The organism is Streptomyces sp. PsTaAH-124, assembly GCF_000373685.1.
GTDB classification, from domain to species: Bacteria; Actinomycetota; Actinomycetes; order Streptomycetales; family Streptomycetaceae; genus Streptomyces; species Streptomyces andamanensis.
Genome location: NZ_KB892162.1, coordinates 109,208 through 127,217, shown reverse-complemented (window position 1 = coordinate 127,217; position 18,010 = coordinate 109,208). Strand labels below are relative to the sequence as shown.

Below are 18,010 nucleotides of genomic sequence, written 5' to 3'. Positions count from 1 at the left end.
CCCGCTCCCGCGGCGTCGGCGACCCGCCCGGACACTGGCGCCGGATGAGGGTGTGGGCCACGGCCCACGCCGTCGACGACTTCTATCAGGGCCTCGTGCCCGCCGCCGTCCCCTACTTCGTGCTGGAACGGCACTTCAGCTATGTCGAGGCCTCCGGGCTCGCGCTGGCCGCGACGCTGGGCAGCGCGCTGCCCCAGGTGCCGATCGGCCTGCTGGCCGACCGTCACCGGCTCCGCTGGATGGCACCGCTCGGGATCAGCCTGGCGGGCGTCGGAGCGGGACTGTCAGGTCTGGCGCCCGCCTACCCGGTGGTGTTCGCGCTGCTGCTGCTCGCCGGGGTCGGCATCGCGATGTTCCACCCGCCCGCCGGACGCGACGCCCGCCGGGCGGCAGGCGGCAGCGCCACCGCGATGAGCTACTTCGCGGCCGGTGGAAGCGTCGGCTTCTTCGTCGGACCGGCCCTGGTGACCCCGGCCCTGGACCGGCTCGGGATCGGCGCGACCGCGCTGTTCATCCCGCCGGCCGTCCTCATGGGCTTCGTCCTGCTGCGCCACCACACCCGCACGGCGGACACCGCGGTGCGCAGGGCCGGGCCGCACGGCAAGGACCAGCCGGGACGTTTCGCCGCGCTGACCGCGGTCGAGGTCGCCCGGTCCACGATCTCGACCGGTCTGAACACCTTCATCTCGCTGTACTGGATCCGCCACCTCGGCGCGGGCAGCGGACTCGGCGGGACCGCCCTGACCCTGGAACTCGGCGGCGGTGTGCTCGGCACCCTGCTCGGCGGACGGCTCGCCGACCGGATCGGCATGGTCCGGACCGTGCAGATCGGGAACGCCGCCATGCTGCCCGCCCTGTGGGCCATGCTGGCCTGCGACGACAAGTACGCGGCCCTCCCGCTGGCCCTGCTCGTCGGTCTCATCTCGAACATCCCGTTCGCGGTGCTCATCAAGCTGGGCCAGGACTACCTGCCCAGCCGCCCGGGGACCGCGGCCGGTGTCACCCTCGGCCTGGCCGTGAGCGCCGGCGGCCTCTTCATGCCCCTGCTGGGCCTGGTCGCGGGCCACCACGGACCGCGCGGCGCGCTCGTGGTCCTCGCCGTCGTCCCGGTTCTCGCCATCCTGCTCTCCACCGCGCTGCGCGAACCGGCGCACGAACCGGCGCACGAGCCGGACCCCGGTGAACCCGCCGGACCAGCCCCCGGAGCGGCCCCACGGTGACCGGGGGACCGGGTGAGCGGGTGCGCGCCGCGCCGCCGTACGGGCGCGGCCACCTGCCCCGCCCGGCGCCGGGCCCCACGCCCCGTACCGACAAGACCTATCCTTCCCCTCGATGTCCGAGATCCGACACCAGCCGGTCGCGCCGACCAGCACCCAGTCCCGCGCGGGCGGCGATGTCATCGACCGCCACCGCCACGACGACCACCAGCTGATCTACGTCAGCTCGGGCGTCCTCGCGATCCGCACCGAGCACGGCTCCTGGATCGCGCCGAACGACCGGGCCCTGTGGATCCCGGCGCACACCTGGCACGAGCACCGCTTCTACGGCCGCAGCCGCTTCCACACCGTCGGCTTTCCGGCCGGGGACCCGAAGCCCGTGCTCGACGCGCGGACACCGGCCGTCGTCGCCGTCGACGCCCTCGTGCGCGAACTGCTGATCGCCCTCACCAGCCCCGACCTCACCCGCACCGAGACCCGCCACATCGAGGCGGTCCTGCGTGACCGGCTCCGCCGGGTCGCGGAACAGCCGATCATGCTGCCCGTGCCGAGGGACCGGCGGCTGGCCCAGGTCTGCCGACTGGTGGAGGCCGACCTGAGCCGCCCGTACACCCTCGCCGAACTCGCCCGCCACGCCCACGTCGGCGAACGCACCCTGTCCCGGCTGTTCCGGGGCGAGTTCCGTATGACCTACCCCCAGTGGCGCACCCGGGTCCGTCTCTTCCACGCCATGGTGCTGCTCGCCGAGGACGCCACCGTCACCGACACCGCCCACGCCTGCGGCTGGGCGTCGGCCAGTGCCTTCGTGGACATCTTCGCCCAGGCCATGGGCACCACACCCGGGACGTACCGCGCGGGAGTGCACGACCCTCGGGAGCGGTGAGCGTGTCCGGCGCGGTGTCCCGGCGCCCGAGGGCTCAGCGCAGCGCGGCCACCAGCGCGTCGCTCGCCGAGCACCACAACTGCCGTGCCTCGGTGAAGCCTTGCTCCCGCAGCGTGTCCAGGTGCCAGCTGGTGGCCGTGGGGCGGTCGGGCAGCGCACCGGCGGGGCGGGGCTCGCGCGGATCGCCGAGCAGGGCGAAGCGGCGGGCCGCCGGTCCGGCGAGGACGGGATCGTCCGCGACACGGCTCCACCAGTCGGCCCAGTCGAGGGCACCCTCGCGCCGCCGCCGCTCCCGGCCTTCGAGCAGCAGGGCGTGCAGGGCCGCGTTGAGCCGGGGCGCCGACTCGTCGCACATGTGGTCGGCGTTGAGGAACACACCGCCCTCGCGCACCAGCGAGGCCAGGCTGCCGTAGAGGCGGCGGAGCGGGCCGGTGTCCAGCCAGTGCAGGGCGGTGGCGGTCACGACGGCGTCGAACGAGGCGATGGGCAGCCGCGCGGTCCAGTCCGGGTCGGTGAGGTCGGCCTCGGCGAAGGTGACACGCCCGTCACCGGCGAAGTGGCCGCGAGCGATGGTCAGTAGGGCCGGATCGATGTCCACGCAGACGGTACGGGCGCCCGGGAGCCGCCGCAGCAGGCGGTCGGAGATGCTGCCCGTGCCGCAGGCGAGGTCCAGGACGAGCGGAGTACGGCCCGCCACGGCCTCGACCGCGTCGGTCATGACCCGGAAGCGCTCCTCCCGGTCCGGCATGTACCACTCCTGCTGGCGGTCCCAGCTCGTCTGCCACCGCTGCCAGTCGGACGCGGTCGAGGTGGTGGTCATGGGTGGGGGTGTTCCTTTCGCTGGACGCCGGACGGGGCCGGTTCGACGGGTGCCGTGCCCGCGGTGCCCAGATGCCGGGACCGCAGCAGCAGGCGGGTGGTCTCGGAGCGCGGGGCGGACAGGACCGCACGGCTGCCGCCCGATTCCACGACGCGGCCCGCGTCGAGGACGACCAGGTCGTCGGCCAGCCGCTCCACGAGCGTGAGATCGTGGCCGATCCACAGCACGGCCGTGTCGCTCCGCTCGCGCAGGCGGCCGATCTCGGCGGTCACGAGCCCGGTGCTGACGGCATCGAGCGCCGTGGTGATCTCGTCGCAGACCAGCACATCCGGCTCGGCGAGCAACGCCCGTGCCAGCGCCGCGCGTTGCAGTTCCCCGCCCGACAACGAGGCGGCGTGCCGCATGGCGTGCTCCGGGGTGAGCCCGAGCCGCTCCCACACCTGCCGGGCCCGCCGTTGTGCCTCCGCCGCCGTCAGACCGCGCAGGCGTACGGCGGTGCGGGCGACCTGTTCCAGCACGGTGCGCCGCTCGTCGAAGGAGTTCCGCACCTCCTGCCAGACGTACTGCACACCCCGGATCTGCCGGGCCGTGCGGTGGCGCAGCACCGGCAGCGGCGAGTCCCGGAACATGAGGTGTCCCCGGTGGCGTTCGTGCAGCCCGGCGAGGCAGCGCGCGAGCACGGTCTTGCCGCTTCCCGAAGGTCCGACGACGGCGGTGCAGCCGCCTTCGGGCACCCGCACGGACACCTCGCGCAGGACCTCGCCCCGCCCGCCCGGACGCAGCCACGCGGTCAGGTCCCGCGCCTCCAGCACGGCACCGGCGACCGCGGTGGAGACGCGCGCCGGGGGAGCGGCGGGCGAGGGCGCTGCCTCCGGGAGCGGCGGGAGGACGTCCGCGGTGGGGCCCGTCGCGGTGACCCGGCCGCGTTCGAGGACCACCGTGCGCCCGGCCACCGCCCGTACCAGCTCGTGGTCGTGACTGAGCAGCAGCAGCGCGTACCCGTCGGCGGCCAGCCGCGTCAGCTGTCCGGCCAGCCGCAGCCGCGCCACCGTGTCCAGACCGGTGCTGGGCTCGTCGAGGACCAGCACCCGGGGGCCGCAGACGAGTACCTGGGCGAGCGCGACACGCTGCCGCTGGCCGCCGGAGAACTGGTGCGGGAAGCGGCGCCGCACGGCCGGTTCGTCCGGCAGCCCGGCGGTGTGCAGCGCCTCGGCGGCGTACCGGGCGGCGGCGGCCCGGCCGCGGGCGTCCGGCCGGTGCAGGCGCGCGAGTTCGGTGAGGACCGAGCCGATCCGCCGGGCCGGATTGAGGGCATGGGCCGGGTGCTGGGGCATGTAGCAGACGACCCGGCCGCGGACGTCCCGTCCGGCGGCCGTCGGTCCGTCGGCCCCCACCACCGGGACGCCCGCGACCCGGACCGTGCCGCTCAGCCGTACTCCGGGCGTCGCCTCGCCCAGCAGGGCCAGCGCCGCGGTGGTCTTGCCGCTGCCGGACGGCCCCACCAGCGCGGTCACCGTGCCCGGAGCGACCGTGAGCCCGACACCGTCCAGGAGCCGGGCCGTCCCGGCGTACGCTGTCAGGCCGCTGACCTCGATCACCGGTTCCACGGCACCGCCTTCCCGCGCGTCCGCGCACCGGAGCGCGCGGCGTGCGGCAGCAGCCCGTCCGCGAGCAGGTTGGCGCCCACGGTGAACAGCACCAGCATCAGGGTCGGCGCCAGCACCGCCCACGGCTGCACGAACAGCGCCTCCCGGCTCGCGGCGATCACCACGCCCCAGTCCGGCGAGGTCGGATCGAGGCCGAGACCGAGGAAGTTGGCGGCGGCCACGGTGAAGACCGCGCCGCCCACGCGCGTCCCGGCGTCCGCGGCGGCCACCGGCAGCACGGCCCGCCCGACGTGGTGGACCAGGACGCGCGCCGCCGACTCGCCCTGGAGCCGCATCGCCTCGGCCACGGGACCGCTGGCCGCGTCCAGGGCCGCCGCGCGCAGCAGCCGGGCGACGGCGGGCACGTTCAAGGCGGCCACCGCCAGCGCCACCGCGACCGGATGCCCCCGCCAGCCGACCCCCACCACACTGATCACCAGCAGCGAGGGCAGCGGCAGCAGCAGTTCCACCGGCCTCATCAGCAGGTCGTCCAGCAGACGGCTGCGGGCCGCCGCGGCGGTCAGCCCGAGCGCGCCGCCCACGGCGACGGCCAGCGCCACCGCGGCACAGGCCACGCCCAGGGCGCTGGCCCCGCCGCGCAGCACCAGGGTCAGCACGTCCCGGCCCAGGGCGTCCGTCCCCAGCGGATGCCCGTCGCCGAGGGCGTAGGGCATGCCGTCGGACGGGATGCCCGGGTCCGTCACCAGCGGGCCGACGACCGCGGCGGTGACCGGCAGCGCCAGCAGCAGCGCGCCCCCGGCCGCCCGGCGGCCCCCGGACCGTCCGCGGGCCCTCATCGCAGTACCTCCGTACGGGGAGCCAGGCGCTGGCCGACGAGATCCGCGGCCAGGTTGAGCAGGCACGCCACGGCCGCGAGGGCCAGGGTGAGGGCCTGCACGGTGGGTACGTCACGGTTCTGCACGGCCGCGACCAGCGCCGTGGCGGTGCCCGGGACCGCGAAGACGGCCTCGACGACGAGCACCCCGCCCAGCAACTGGTCGCCGGTGCGCGCCAGTTCCTGTACGCCGGGGACCGCCGCGTTGGGCAGGACGTGCCGCAGCACCAGCCGGGCGGGCGGCACACCGAGCCGCCGGGCCTGCACCGTGTAGCCGGAGTGCAGCGCGGTGACGGTGCCGGCCCGGATCTGCCGGGACAGCACGCACACGGTGCGGGCCAGCAGCACCGCCACCGGCAGCACGAACAGCTCCGGCCGCCGCCACCACACGCCGTCCGCGCCGATCCAGGTCGACGGCAGCCAGCCCAGACGCAGCGAGAAGACACCGACCAGCAGCAGCGCCAGCACGAAGTCCGGTACCGAGGTGAGCGCCAGCGTCACCGCGGACACCACGCGGTCCGTCCTGCTGCCCGCCCGCAGCCCCGTCAGCAGGCCGAGCGTGACGGCCAGCGGCACCAGCAGCACGACCGTGACGGCGGCCAGCGCCGCCGTCACCGGGACCGACGACGACAGCACCTCGCCGACCGGGCCGCCACCGACCAGCGATGTGCCGAGGTCACCGGTGAGCAGGCCGTGCGCCCAGTCGGCGAACCGCTCGGCGAGCGGCCGGTCGAGCCCCATCTGCTCCCGCAACTGGGCCACTTGGCCGAGCCCGGCCTGTTCGTTGAAGTCGACGGTGGCCGCGTCCCCCGGCAGCAGATCGGTCAGCAGGAAGACGATGACACTGAGCGCGGCGAGCTGGACGAGCGTCCACCCGCACCGCCGCAGGGCATAGCGCAGCACCCGTGCTCAGCCCAGCCACACCGTGTCGAACCGCGCCCAGTCCACCGTGTTGGGCGGAGCCTCCCGCACACCCCGGACGGTGCGGGACACGGCGTTCAGCCACTCCGGATGCCCCCACAGCACCAGACCGCCCCGGTCGCGCAGCGTCGTCTGCACCGAGCGGTACCGCTCGGTGCGCCTGCCGTCGTCCGCCACGGCCCGTGCGGCGGTGAACGCCTCGTCGAAGTCCCGGTGCTTCCAGGCCGTCGCGTTCTGCGGGGCGTCGCTCAGCAGCCGCTCGCTGAGGTAGGTGGGGATGGTCATGGCACCGCACCGGTGGTTGGTGACGGTGCCCTTGCTCAGCACGTCGGTGAAGTACGACTCCGGCGGCCCGTCGACGACCTCCACCCTCAGCCCCGCCTCACCCGCCTGCTCGGTGAACAGATGGGCGGCCTGCGCGAATCCGTCGGCCGCCGTGGAGGTGTAGAAGGTCACCTTCTTGTTGTACAGACCGGTGCGCCTGAGCAGTCGCCGCGCCTCGGCCACGTCCCGCTCGCGCTGCTCGATACCGTCCGGGTAGTACGTATAGCCCTTGCCGTACAGGTCGTTGCCGATCTCGGCGCGGCCCGAGCAGACCACGTCCACCAGCCGCCTGCGGTCCACGAGGAGCTTGACGGCCAGCGCCGCCCGCGGGTCGTCGAACGGCGCCCGGTCCGTCTTCAGCGCGAAGCCCTGCACCCCGCTGCGCCTGGTCGCCACCACCCGTACCCGGCTGTCGTGCTGCACCGTACGGGCGAAGGTCGGCGTCATCTCGTGCGCGAAGTGCACCTCCCCGCTGCGTACCGCCGCGGCGCGCGCCTCGGTCTCGGCGGACAGGATCCGCACCTCGTCCAGGTGCGGGGCGCCGTTCCAGTGGCCGTCGAAGCGGCGTCCGGTGAACTCGCGTCCCGCGGTGAAGGAGACGAACCGGAACGGTCCGGTGCCGACGGGGTGGCGCGGGTCGTTCCAGCCGTCGCGGACGACGGGTGTGCCGGTCATCGCCAACTGGCCGGGCAGTTCGGCGTTCGGCCGGGTGAGCGCGATCTCCACACTCCGCGGGCCCGTCTTGCGGCAGTTGGGCAGATCGATGTGGGCCAGGGAGTTCTTCGCCAGATGGTCGGCGGCGCGCGGATCGAGGATCCGGGAGAGGCTGTACAGCACGTCGTCCGGGGTGAGGGCGTGCCCGTCGTGGAACCGTGCCTCCCGCAGCTCGAACCGCCACACCCGGGCCTCGGCGTCGCTCGACCAGGAGCGGGCCAGCCGCGGCACCGGCCGCAGCGTGGAGTCGAGTTCGACGAGTTTGTCGAAGACGGCCTTGTGCCGGGCGATGTCGACGAACTGCCGCTGCGCGTGCGGGTCCATCGTCTCCTTCACCCCCGCGCCCGGGAAGGCCGCGCGCAGCGTCCCGCCCTTCTTCGGCGCGGAGGAGCCGGAGTCCGCGGCCGAGCAGCCGGTGAGCAGCCCGGCGCCTGCCGCGGCCGCCGCGGTGAGCACACTCCGGCGGGTGGGGGTGACCGGCATGTGGACGTCCCTTTCAGCCTGTTGCTCAAGAACCACGGCACACGCATCAAATAAGCAATTGCAACGATCATGCAAGAGTGGCCCGTGTGGGACTGGTCACGCGGGCGGCGCGGCCCGGCCCCAGGTTGTCCGCTGCGCGACACTGCTCGTCCTGGTACGTCATTTCCGTCGGGCCGCCCGCCCCCTAGCGTGATCGGTGCGGCACCGGCCCCCCACTGCACGGCGGTGTTCCCGCACCCGCATCCCATGCCCGCCCACCAGGGGGAACCCATGCCCTTGACCGCGACCGACACCCGCGGAACACCACCCGTTGACCTGCCACGCCGCCCCGGCACGGTGCTGTTCATGGTCTGCGCCGCGATCTTCATGCTGATGCTCGACGCGACCGTCGTCACCGCGGCACTCGCCGACATCCGCACGCAGTTCGACGCCTCCATCGACGGCCTCCAGTGGGTCATCGACGCCTATTCGATCCCGCTGGCCGGCCTCCTGCTGACCTTCGCCACCCTCGGCGACCGGTTCGGACGCAAGCGGATGTTCCTGGCCGGCATGGCCGTGTTCACCGGCGCGTCGCTGGCCCTCACCCTCGCCGGCGGCATCGTGCAGCTCGACATCCTGCGCGCGGTGCAGAGCGTCGGCGCGGCCATGCTCTTCGCCACCGCGCTGCCCCTGCTGTCGGCGGCCTTCCCCGAACCCGCCGCACGGGCGAAGGCGATCGGCGTCTACGGCGCGGTGATGGCGGGCGCGACCGTCCTCGGCCCGGTCATCGGCGGCGCGCTCGTCACCCGGTTCGGCTGGCGCTCCATCTTCACCGTGAACCTGCCCATCGGCGTCGCCCTCCTCGTGCTCGCCGCACTGAAGATGCCCGAGGCGGCCCGCGCGTCCGGCCGCCGGGCCGACCCGCTGGGCTCACTGCTGCTCACCGGCGGTCTGGTGGCCGGTGTGTTCGCCGTGACCCGCAGCAGCGTCCTCGGCTGGACGTCACCGGCCGTCCTCGGTCTGCTCGCCGCCGCGGTCGTCCTGGTGTCCGGCTTCCTGGCCTGGCAGATACGCGGAGCCGAGCACCCGCTGCTCGACGTCGCCATGGCGAGGAGACCCGGCTTCACCGGCACCGCGATCGTGTCGGTCGCCCACATGGCCACACTGATGGCCGCGACCACCTACCTCTCGCTGTTCCTCATCGGCACGCTCGACTGCACACCTCTCCAGATGGGCCTGCGGGTCATCCCGCTCAGCGTCGGCGCGATGATCGCCGCACCCCTGACCGCGGTCCTCGCGAAGAAGGTGCCGATCTCCGTCTCGCTGACCGTCACCATGGCACTCGTCGCGGCGGGCATGTTCCTCCTCGGCGGCTTCGCCCCCGGCGACGGCTGGACCCACTTCCTGCCCGGTGAACTGGTCGGCGGTGTCGGCCTCGGGGCGATCACCGCGGCCACCCAGGCCGCGTCACTGACCTTCGCCGCACCGGAGAACGCGGGAATGGCCAGCGCCACCTTCGGCACGCTGCGGCAGGTCGGCATGGCTGTCGGGATCGCCGGACTCGGCTCGGTGTTCGGCCATGTGGCCCGGCAGCAGGCCGCCTCCGGCCTCGCGGCCGTACCGGGAGCGGACTCGGTGCCCCAGGACCTCAGGGACGCGTTCGTCCACCAGGTCGGGGCCGGCTCGGGTCACCAGGTGCTGGAGGCGGTACCGCCCCGGCTCCAGGGCAGCGTGCCCGCACTGACCCGGGTCGCCGACCACGCGTCGGTCGACGCGCTCAACTCCGTGGCCACCCTCGGCTCCGTCGTCGCCGCGGTCTCCGTGGTCCTCGCGGTGATCGCCTTCACCGTCGACCGCGGCCGCGCCGCCAGGGCGGCGGCACGGACGCGGCTCACCGGGGTGTGAGACCCTCACCGGCACCGGCACCACTCGCGCCGAAGTACGCGGCGGGAGTGGTGCCGAGCTCCCGCCGGAACGCGGCGATGAAGGCGCTCGCGGTCCGGTAGCCGACCGCGCGGGCGACCCGCGCGATCGGCTGTCCCGCGCCCAGCAGCGGCAGCGCGGCGTCGAGCCGCTGAAGCGTCCGCCAGCTCGCGAAACTCACCCCGGTCTCGGCACGGAACCGGCGCGAGAGCGTGCGCGCCGATGCCCCGACCTCCTGACCCCACTCCTCCAGATCCCGTGCGTCGGCCGGATCCGCACGGAGGGCGAGCGCCACCCGCAGCGCCAGCGGGTCGTCGGGAAGGATCACCGGCAGGGTCGCGACCGGCACGGGCTCCAGCAGGTCCCACAGCACCGCGGTGGCCCGCGTCCGCCGGTCCCCGGTGCCGATGCCGCCGTCCAGCTCCATCAGGTGGGACAGCAGCGGCCCCACCAGCCCGGTGGCGTTGACGACCGTCGGGGAGAGCCACCGGAGCGGGCAGCCGTCCGGTTCGAAGTACAGCGAGAGCATCGCGCCGGACGCGCCGGGCAGGACCCCGTGCTCCACCCCACCGGGGATCCACAGCGCGCGCGACCGCTGCACGACCCAGCGGAAGTCGCCCGCCTCCATCGTCAGCACACCGTCCGGCGCCCAGGCCAGCTGGTGCTGCGGATGGCTGTGCGTGGGCAGTCCGCCGCCCGCCGCGAGCGGGATGACGATGCCCGCGCGCTCCTCATAGCTGATGCTGATACGCCCCGGGCCGCTCACAACAGCCCACTCTACGCCGGGCACTTCGGCACGGCGCCCGCACGAGACCTTGCCCCGGCCCATCCCGCACGGGAAAGATCGACGACCATGCGCCCCGACGAACTCAGCCCCGACGAGAGCCGGTTGTGGCACGCCTTCGCCCACGGCGGGACCGTCGACCTCCGCGGCGTCCGCGACGGCCCACCGGCCGTCGAACCGGAGATACGGGCCGAGGTCGTCGCGGCGCTGCTGACGGGTGCCGGAGCCGCCCCCGCCCCCGGCGCCCGCCCGGCGCTGCGCCTCACGGGAGCCCGCGTCACCGGCCGGCTCGACCTGCGCTTCGCCGAGATCGCGGCGCCCGTCGCCCTGGACGAGTGCGCCTTCGACGAAGTGCCCCTGTTCCAGGGCGCGAACCTGCGCGACCTCGCCCTCACCGGCTGCGCCCTGCCGGGTCTCGCCGCCGACACCGCCCGGATCGACGGCCGGCTGGTCCTGTCCCGCTCCCGGCTGACCGGCCCCCTCGTCCTCACCCGCGCCCAGATCCACAGCGACCTGGACCTCCGCGAAGCCGTGATCACCGCACCCGGCACGGAGGCGGTCTCCGCGGTGCGCCTCACCACGGGTGGCGACGTCCTGTGCACCGGTCTCACCGTCCGGGGCGCGTTCCGGCTCACCGGCGCCACCCTGTCGGGCGAGCTGGACCTGGAGGGCGCCTCGCTCAGCAACCCGGGCGGCCACGCCCTCGACGCCTACCACGTCCAGGTCACCGAGGACTTCACCTGCCACCCGGGCTTCAGCGCCGAAGGACGGGTCATCCTCTCCGGCGCCACGGTCGCGGCGGCGATCGGCTTCTGCGGCGCCCGGCTGGACAACGCGGGCGACATCGCGCTGGAGGCCGTCGACGTCAGCGTCGCCCGCAACTTCGACCTCGGCCAGGGCCTCACCGTGAACGGCGGCGTCACGCTCGACGGCAGCCGCATCGGTACGCGGCTCAGCTTCCGGGACGCCACGCTGACCGACCCCGGCGGCACCGCCCTGTCCCTCCGCCTCACCCAGGCCCGCGAGACCGACCTGCGCACCCGGCGTCCGGCCGAGGGCACGGTGGACGCGACCAACGCCCACCTGGGCACCCTCTACGACACCCCGGCCACCTGGCCCGCCGACCTGCGACTGGCCGACACCGCCTACACGGCCCTCGCCGCCCCGCTGACGGCCGCCGAACGGCTCCGCTGGCTCCGGCGCGGCAGCGACGGCTACCACCCGCAGCCCTACGAACAACTCGCGGCGGCCTACCGGCGGCTCGGCCACGAGGACGAGGCACGCACGGTCCTCCTCGCCAAGCAGCGCCGCCGCCGCTCCCTGCTGCCCCCGCACACCCGCCTGTGGGGCTACGTCCAGGACGCGACCATCGGCTACGGCTACCGTCCGCTCCGCGCCGGACTCTGGCTCCTGGCCCTGCTCTGCTGCGGCGCGCTCTTCTTCGGCGCCCACCACCCCGCGCCGCTGGAGGCGGGCAAGGCACCGCCGTTCAACGCCCTCTTCTACACCCTCGACCTGCTCATCCCGATCAGCGCCTTCGGCCAGGAGACCGCCTTCGCCCCCCGGGGCACCGGCCAGTGGCTCGCCTACGCGCTGACCGCGGCGGGCTGGATCCTGGCCACCACCACCGCCACCGGCATCTCCCGGTCGATCAGCCGCCAGTGACCGACCCGCCCCGGTGACGCGGCACCCCTGGTCACCGGGCGCGGCGCGCGGCCCACAGCGGCAGCCGCTCGAAGAACGCGACGGCCTCCTCGCGCCACCGCGGCCGCCAGCCCGCCGCGACCGAGGCCGCCTCCTCGGCGAGCCGGTTGAGGTCCGCGCGCATCCGCTCGTCGACACCGTGCCGACGGGCGATGTCACGGACCTGTCCGACCGTCTCCGGCCGGCAGCCGGGACCGGCGAGCGCGGCCTCCACGACCTCCCGCTCGCGGCCGGTCGCCGCTGCCAGGACCGCGCACACCGCGTAACTGCGGCGCCCCTCCCGGAGATCCGACCCGGCCGGTTTGCCCACCGTGCCGGAGTCCGCGAACAGGTCCAGGTAGTCGTCGCGCAGTTGTCCGCCGACCCCCACCAGCGTCGCGTACCGTGCGAGGTCCTTGTCATGGGCGGCAGGATCCGCGCCCGCCGCGAGCAGACCCAGCCGCAGCGGGGCGAGCACCGAGTACCGGGCGCTCTTGTACTCGGACACCAGGTCCAGCATCTCCCGGTCGGGAACCGGGCCGAAGTCCCGTTCCAGGTCCAGGATCTGACCGGCGACCGTGTCGGCCCCCGCCGTCGCCTGGACGGCCGCCATCGCCTGCCGCAGCTCGGGGGAGACGGGCGCGGTCAGCAGGACCCGCAGCGACAGGAACGCGGCCAGGTCCCCGGCCAGGACCGCCAGCCCCAGGGCCGTCTGCGGCCGGCCGGGGAAGCGCTCGCGGTACGCGTAGTACACCGACGGAGCCCCCCGGCGCACGGGGGAGTCGTCGATGATGTCGTCGTGGATCAGCCCGTGCGTGTGCAGCAGCTCCATGCTGAGCGCGGCCTCCTCCAGCCCGGCCACGGCCTCGGGGGTCACCAGCCGGGCCGCCTCGTACAGCAGGGCGACCCGCAGCCGCTTCCCGCCGCGCAACGACATGTCCCGCACCAGCTCCAGCGCCTCGGGCACGAACACCCCGCGCGAGGGCCGCTCCCGGGCGACCGTGTCGAAGTAGCGCGCGAACCCGGCGTCGAAGCGGTCCCGGTGGCCGGTGAGCCGCTCGCGGACACCGGTCTCGTTCCCAGTGGTCATCGTTCTCCCCGGGTCGGTGGGCCGAAGCAGAGTGGCGCCGGTCGGCACCACCGGCCCGCATTCAACACCACCCGTCCCCTCAGGCCCGCACGTCCGGTGCCGGGCTCTCGTGGGTGGCGGCCCAGGAGGCGAGCAGACGCAGGGCCTCCTCGGACGCCGAGCCGGGCTCGGCGGCGTAGACGGTCATCGTCAGGCCGGGCTCGGCGGCCAGTTCGAGACCCTCGAAGGCGAGCGTGACCTCACCGACGATGTCATGGTGGAAGTGCTTGGTCCCGGTGCCGTGGTGGCGGACGTCGTGGGCGCCCCACCGGGTGCGGAACTCCTCGCTGCGGGTGGCCAGTTCACCGATGAGGTCGTGCAGGTCCCGGTCGTACGGGTTGCGGCCCGCCTCGGTGCGCAGGACGGCGACGGTCACCCCGGCGAACATGTCCCAGTCGGGGTAGAAGCGGCGGGAGGCCGGGTCGAGGAACTGGAACCGGGCGAGGTTGGCCTGGTTGCCGGGGCCGGCGTAGAGATCGCGGTGGAAGGCGCGGCCGAGCTGGTTCGTCGCGAGGACGTCCAGGCGGCCGTTGCGCACGAAGGCCGGTCCCGCCGTGACGGCGTCCAGCGTCCACTGGAGGCTGCGGTGGACCTTCCACCGGTCCCCGGTGCGGCGGCGGCGCGGGCGGGCCAGGACGTCGGTGCCGTCCGCCGCCTGGGCGAGGTTCAGCAGATGGGCGCGCTCGGCGTCGTCCAGCCGCAGCACGCGCGCCACGGACTCCAGGACGGCCGGGGAGACCCCGGCGAGGCTGCCGCGTTCGAGCTTCGCGTAGTACTCGACGCTCATGTCGGCCAGGGCCGCGACCTCGCTGCGACGCAGGCCCGGCACCCGGCGCCGGGGCCCTTCGGGCAGTCCGGCCTGCTCGGGGCTGATCCTGGCGCGCCGCGAGGTCAGGAAGTCGCGGACCTCATCACGGTTGTCCATGCCTCGACGGTACGGCCCGCGGGCCCCCTGGGCGATGTACTGCCGGTACACCCTTCACCGGTGACTCGCTCCCCGCCCCGAGCAGCGGTTTCCTGGAAGACGTGGCACCCGGAGGCCGCCCCGAGGGGCGGCCGGGGTGCCCGGCCCGGGACCGTGGCGCACAGCGCGCCGCCCTCGCCCCGGTCCGCCACCGCGGTCGGCGGCGACCGGCACACCGGAGTGTGCGCGGTCCGCGACAGTACGTCACGTAAGGAACTTCTCTCATGCGCGGAGCAGTGATCCACGCCCCCGGCGACATCCGCTACGAGACCGTGGACGACGCGAGGATCCAGCAGCCGACCGACGCCGTCATCCGCACGGCCGTGACCTGCGTGTGCGGCTCGGACCTGTGGCCGTACCGCGGCGCGGAGCCGACCGAGCACGCCCGTCCCATGGGGCACGAGTACGTCGGCTTCGTGGAGGAGGTCGGCTCCGAGGTCACCGGCCTGCGGCCCGGACAGTTCGTCGTGGGCTCGTTCGCCACCTCGGACAACACCTGCGCGAACTGCCGCAACGGCTTCCAGTCCAGCTGCCTGAACCGTGAGTTCATGAGCACCTGCCAGGCCGAGTACGTCCGCATCCCCCACGCCCAGGGCACGCTCGTCGCCACCGACGGGGTTCCCGACGAGCGGTTCTGGCCGGGACTGCTGGCCGTCTCCGACGTGCTGGGGACCGGCTGGTGGGCGGCCGACGCAGCCGAGGTGACGCCCGGCTCCACCGCCGTCGTCGTCGGTGACGGAGCGGTCGGTCTGTGCGCGGTGATCGCGGCGAAGGAGAGGGGCGCGGAGCGCGTCATCGCCATGTCGCGCCACGAGAGCCGGCAGCAGCTCGCGCTGGAGTTCGGCGCCACCGACATCGTCGCCGAACGCGGCGAGGAGGGCGTGGCCCGGATCAAGGAGCTGACCGGCGGGATCGGCGCCGACAGCGTCCTGGAGTGCGTCGGCACCGCCCAGGCCATGCGGCAGGCGCTGCACTCGGCACGGCCCGGCGGCAGCGTCGGCTTCGTGGGGATGCCGCACGGCGTCGCCGTCGACGGCCAGGAACTCTTCTTCTCGCACGTCGGGCTGCGCGGCGGCCCCGCGCCCGTGCGGCGCTACCTGCCCGACCTCATCGACCGCGTGCTGACCGGGAGCATCGACCCCGGCAAGGTCTTCGACCTCACGCTCCCTCTGGACCAGGTCGCCGAGGGCTACCGGGCCATGGACGAGCGCCGCGCGATCAAAACACTCCTCGCACCCTGACGGCCGGGGCCGGACCCGCCGTCCGCCCCCGGCGCGAGGACCGTCCGACCTCGGCAGACACATCCCAGTCCGATCGACACGCACCGGAGGAAGCACCGAATGGAACTCATCGAACCCCAGCCCACCAGCAAGGCACCCGCGGACTGGTTCACCGGAGACGTGTGGTGGGACGTCATCGTCGCCGGCCGGGAACCCTCCCGGATACGGGTCAACCTCGTCCGCTTCGCCCCCGGCGCCCGGACCCACTGGCACGCGCACGCCGTGGGCCAGACCCTGCACGTCGTCTCCGGCATCGCCCTGATCGGCACCCGGGACGGCACCGTCCTCGAAGCCCACCCCGGCCAGACCGTCGCCTGCCCGCCCGGCGAGGAGCACTGGCACGGCGCCGCCCCCGACCGTTTCATGGAACACCTCGCCCTGTGGGAGGGGACCGGCGACGACACGCCGGAGACCCGGTGGGCCGAGGCGGTGACGGAGTCGCAGTACGGCGGGGTGCGTCAGAAGAGGTGGGAGTGAAGGGTATGGATCGTGACCTCGGCGTCGGGGAGCAGGGCTTCGGAGCGGGCCGGGGCCAACCCCCGTGAGTTCTGTCCCGGATACAGCTCGACCGAGCGGATCTGCGGGCAGCCGGCCGAGGCGGGGAAGTGCGCGGGAGCGGGGAGGCGTTCGCCGCGCCGGGTGAGGGTGCGCAGCGGGAGCACGAAGGGGATCCGGTCGGCGAGGAAGGCGAACCCGCACCTGCCCGGTCCCAGGGGACCCCCCTTCCCAGGCGCTTGTCCGACCAGGTATCTTGCATCGCATGGAACCAGGTGATTCGACCAAGCAGGCTCGGGCGGCAGCCCAGCTGCGCAAGGGGGTCCTGGAGTACTGCGTACTCGCCCTGATGCGGGACCGCCCCCGCTACGGTGTGGAGCTTCTCCATGCCCTGGAGGACTCCGGTGCCCTCGCGACCAGCCAGGGCACCGTCTACCCCCTGCTCTCGCGGCTGCGCCGCGACGACCTGGTCACCACCACCTGGCAGGAGTCCGCGTCGGGACCGCCCCGCCGCTACTACGCGCTCACCGACAGCGGGCGGGCCGCGCTCGACGAGTTCACCCACGTCTGGCCGGGCTTTCGCGACGCCGTAGACACCTTCCTCGCCACCCCGCACCACCCGCACCATTCCACCGGAGACCTCGTATGAAGACCACCGCCGACCCCGTACGCGACTACCTCGCCGCCGTCGAGCGCGAGGCCGGCGCACTGCCCGCCGACCGCCGCCAGGAACTCCTCGCCGATCTCGCCGAGCACATCGAGGTCACCCGCGCCGAACGCCCCGGTGTCGCCGTCGGCGCGGTCCTGGCGGAGCTGGGTGACCCCCGTGCGATCGCGGCGACGGCGCTGGCCGAGGCGGGGGAGCGGATCACCGGGGCGCAGGCCGCGGGCGGTGCCCCGGCACCCGCGCGGCGGGGCAAGGTGCACCCCCTCGTCCCGCTCGCGATGCTCACCCTCTCGCTGCCCTTCATGATGGTCTTCCCCGGCCAGCCCGGCCCGCTGTTCGGCGTCCTGTTCCGCATCACCGGCGCGGTGCTCCTGTGCACGTCGGTGCACTGGAGTGCCGTCCAGAAGTCCACCGGTGTCCTGGTCACCGCCGTCCTGCCGACCGCCGTCATCGCCACCTGGAACCTGTCGCGCGGCGGCCCGTTGGGCGGTTCCCCGGCCCTGGTGGCCAATCTGGCGATGCTCGCCCTGCTGACCGGCGCCGCGGCATGGCTCTGGCGGGTACGCCGGCCCTGAGGTGCCGCTACAGCCCGACCGGGTTGAGATAGGTGGCCGGGTGGGTGGCGCCGTCCTGCTTGAGGATCTGGCCGCCGAACGGCCACTTCAGCGTGAAGTGCCGCGTCTCGTCCGGCGGTGTGACCAGGAACGTCGCCGGGACGAACTTCTCCTTCCGCGGCGTGGACGCGGCCACCGGGAGCAGGGTGATGCCGAAGTCCACCGTGTCGCCCCGCTCCAGGGTCATCCGCACGGGCTTCGCGGAGGAGCGCACCAGGGACCAGGTGCCGTCGGTCTTCTGCGCGCCGACCATGTCGACGCCGGCGAAGCCGGACAGGGTGCAGGTGCGCTTGCTCCGGTTCGTGAACCAGATGTGCGCCTGCGTCTGCTTCTTGGTCTGCTTCATCTCCGGCGTCGCGTCCTCCCCCGTGGCGAAGCCGGCCTTCAGGTCGGCGGTGTGGCAGCGGGTCGGCCGGGCCGCGGCGGGGGCGGCCGAGGCCGGGACGGCGGCAGCGGCGGTACCGGTGGCGACGGCGGCCGCAAGGGCCACGGTGATCAGTTTGCTCTTCATGGAGTTTCGCGTTCCCCTCGCAGGACGGACCGGCGCGCGCGGTCGGTGCGCGCCTGTGCACCTGAAGATGCGCGACACCCGTGGGAGGTTCGGCGTCAGGAAGAACCTTTTGCGTGACCTCGGGACCCGATGGGAACG

At 74.0% G+C, this 18,010-nt stretch carries 17 protein-coding genes; 8 read left to right on the top strand and 9 right to left on the bottom strand.

What is annotated here, in order from left to right; all coding sequences use genetic code 11:
* The first annotated feature begins 44 nt into the window (after window positions 1–44).
* Together B086_RS0108940 and B086_RS0108935 are read left to right on the top strand one after the other, a co-directional pair.
* Window positions 45–1,220: an MFS transporter gene (locus B086_RS0108940; RefSeq protein WP_037873148.1), complete on the top strand. Its 1,176-nt coding sequence runs from the start codon at window positions 45–47 to the stop codon at window positions 1,218–1,220.
* A 112-nt stretch (window positions 1,221–1,332) separates the two neighbouring features.
* Window positions 1,333–2,100, top strand: a complete 768-nt coding sequence (locus tag B086_RS0108935; RefSeq protein ID WP_018566069.1) for an AraC family transcriptional regulator — start codon at window positions 1,333–1,335, stop codon at window positions 2,098–2,100.
* 34 nt (window positions 2,101–2,134) lie between these two features.
* On the opposite strand, the gene B086_RS0108930 is transcribed toward B086_RS0108935, so the two are convergent.
* From B086_RS0108930 to B086_RS0108910, 5 genes are read right to left on the bottom strand one after another with little or no spacing between them, the layout of a single operon-like run.
* Window positions 2,135–2,920, bottom strand: a complete 786-nt coding sequence (locus B086_RS0108930; RefSeq protein WP_018566068.1) for a class I SAM-dependent methyltransferase — start codon at window positions 2,918–2,920, stop codon at window positions 2,135–2,137.
* Window positions 2,917–4,527 (bottom strand): ABC transporter ATP-binding protein, encoded by a 1,611-nt coding sequence (locus B086_RS0108925; protein WP_018566067.1) that lies wholly within the window; start codon window positions 4,525–4,527, stop codon window positions 2,917–2,919. Before B086_RS0108925 ends, B086_RS0108930 begins: the two co-directional genes overlap by 4 nt.
* Window positions 4,515–5,363, bottom strand: a complete 849-nt coding sequence (locus tag B086_RS0108920; RefSeq protein WP_018566066.1) for an ABC transporter permease subunit — start codon at window positions 5,361–5,363, stop codon at window positions 4,515–4,517. The genes B086_RS0108925 and B086_RS0108920 overlap by 13 nt, the downstream gene beginning before the upstream one ends.
* Complete coding sequence (locus B086_RS0108915) at window positions 5,360–6,304, bottom strand: ABC transporter permease (protein ID WP_018566065.1); 945 nt, start codon at window positions 6,302–6,304, stop codon at window positions 5,360–5,362. Before B086_RS0108915 ends, B086_RS0108920 begins: the two co-directional genes overlap by 4 nt.
* 6 nt (window positions 6,305–6,310) lie before the next feature.
* Window positions 6,311–7,843, bottom strand: coding sequence for an ABC transporter substrate-binding protein (locus tag B086_RS0108910; protein WP_018566064.1), 1,533 nt, complete (start codon window positions 7,841–7,843; stop codon window positions 6,311–6,313).
* A 270-nt stretch (window positions 7,844–8,113) separates the two neighbouring features.
* Here B086_RS0108910 and B086_RS39620 point away from each other — a divergent pair, with 270 nt between their 5' ends.
* Window positions 8,114–9,727 carry an MFS transporter gene (locus B086_RS39620; protein WP_158690377.1) on the top strand — a complete coding sequence of 538 codons (1,614 nt, stop codon included), beginning with the start codon at window positions 8,114–8,116 and terminating at the stop codon, window positions 9,725–9,727.
* Here the strand turns inward: B086_RS39620 and B086_RS0108900 are convergent.
* On the bottom strand, window positions 9,714–10,511 hold the full coding sequence (locus B086_RS0108900) for a helix-turn-helix transcriptional regulator (protein WP_018566062.1): 798 nt from the start codon (window positions 10,509–10,511) through the stop codon (window positions 9,714–9,716). The two genes, B086_RS39620 and B086_RS0108900, sit on opposite strands and share 14 nt — an antisense overlap.
* A gap of 87 nt (window positions 10,512–10,598) precedes the next feature.
* On the opposite strand from B086_RS0108900, the gene B086_RS0108895 reads away from it, so the two are divergent.
* The gene (locus B086_RS0108895; RefSeq protein ID WP_018566061.1) at window positions 10,599–12,194 is read left to right on the top strand and encodes a hypothetical protein; all 1,596 of its coding nucleotides are present in this window, start codon (window positions 10,599–10,601) and stop codon (window positions 12,192–12,194) included.
* 31 nt (window positions 12,195–12,225) lie between these two features.
* On the opposite strand, the gene B086_RS0108890 is transcribed toward B086_RS0108895, so the two are convergent.
* The gene (locus B086_RS0108890) at window positions 12,226–13,302 is read right to left on the bottom strand and encodes a polyprenyl synthetase family protein (protein WP_018566060.1); all 1,077 of its coding nucleotides are present in this window, start codon (window positions 13,300–13,302) and stop codon (window positions 12,226–12,228) included.
* A 79-nt stretch (window positions 13,303–13,381) separates the two neighbouring features.
* Window positions 13,382–14,266: a helix-turn-helix transcriptional regulator gene (locus B086_RS0108885; RefSeq protein ID WP_018566059.1), complete on the bottom strand. Its 885-nt coding sequence runs from the start codon at window positions 14,264–14,266 to the stop codon at window positions 13,382–13,384.
* Window positions 14,267–14,529: 263 nt separating this feature from the next.
* On the opposite strand from B086_RS0108885, the gene B086_RS0108880 reads away from it, so the two are divergent.
* The 4 genes from B086_RS0108880 (at window position 14,530) to B086_RS0108860 (ending at window position 17,322) form a co-directional block, all read left to right on the top strand.
* Entirely contained in the window at window positions 14,530–15,546 is a 1,017-nt protein-coding gene (locus tag B086_RS0108880) for a zinc-dependent alcohol dehydrogenase family protein (RefSeq protein ID WP_026252247.1), read from the top strand.
* Window positions 15,547–15,645: 99 nt separating this feature from the next.
* Window positions 15,646–16,062: a cupin domain-containing protein gene (locus B086_RS0108875; RefSeq protein WP_018566057.1), complete on the top strand. Its 417-nt coding sequence runs from the start codon at window positions 15,646–15,648 to the stop codon at window positions 16,060–16,062.
* Window positions 16,063–16,345: 283 nt separating this feature from the next.
* A complete protein-coding gene (locus B086_RS0108865; protein WP_026252246.1) occupies window positions 16,346–16,729 on the top strand; it encodes a PadR family transcriptional regulator in 384 nt (127 codons plus the stop codon).
* Window positions 16,726–17,322, top strand: coding sequence for an HAAS signaling domain-containing protein (locus B086_RS0108860; RefSeq protein ID WP_018566054.1), 597 nt, complete (start codon window positions 16,726–16,728; stop codon window positions 17,320–17,322). Before B086_RS0108865 ends, B086_RS0108860 begins: the two co-directional genes overlap by 4 nt.
* Window positions 17,323–17,329: 7 nt before the next feature.
* Here the strand turns inward: B086_RS0108860 and B086_RS0108855 are convergent, their stop codons facing one another.
* On the bottom strand, window positions 17,330–17,872 hold the full coding sequence (locus B086_RS0108855) for a DUF4232 domain-containing protein (RefSeq protein WP_018566053.1): 543 nt from the start codon (window positions 17,870–17,872) through the stop codon (window positions 17,330–17,332).
* Window positions 17,873–18,010: the final 138 nt, after the last annotated feature.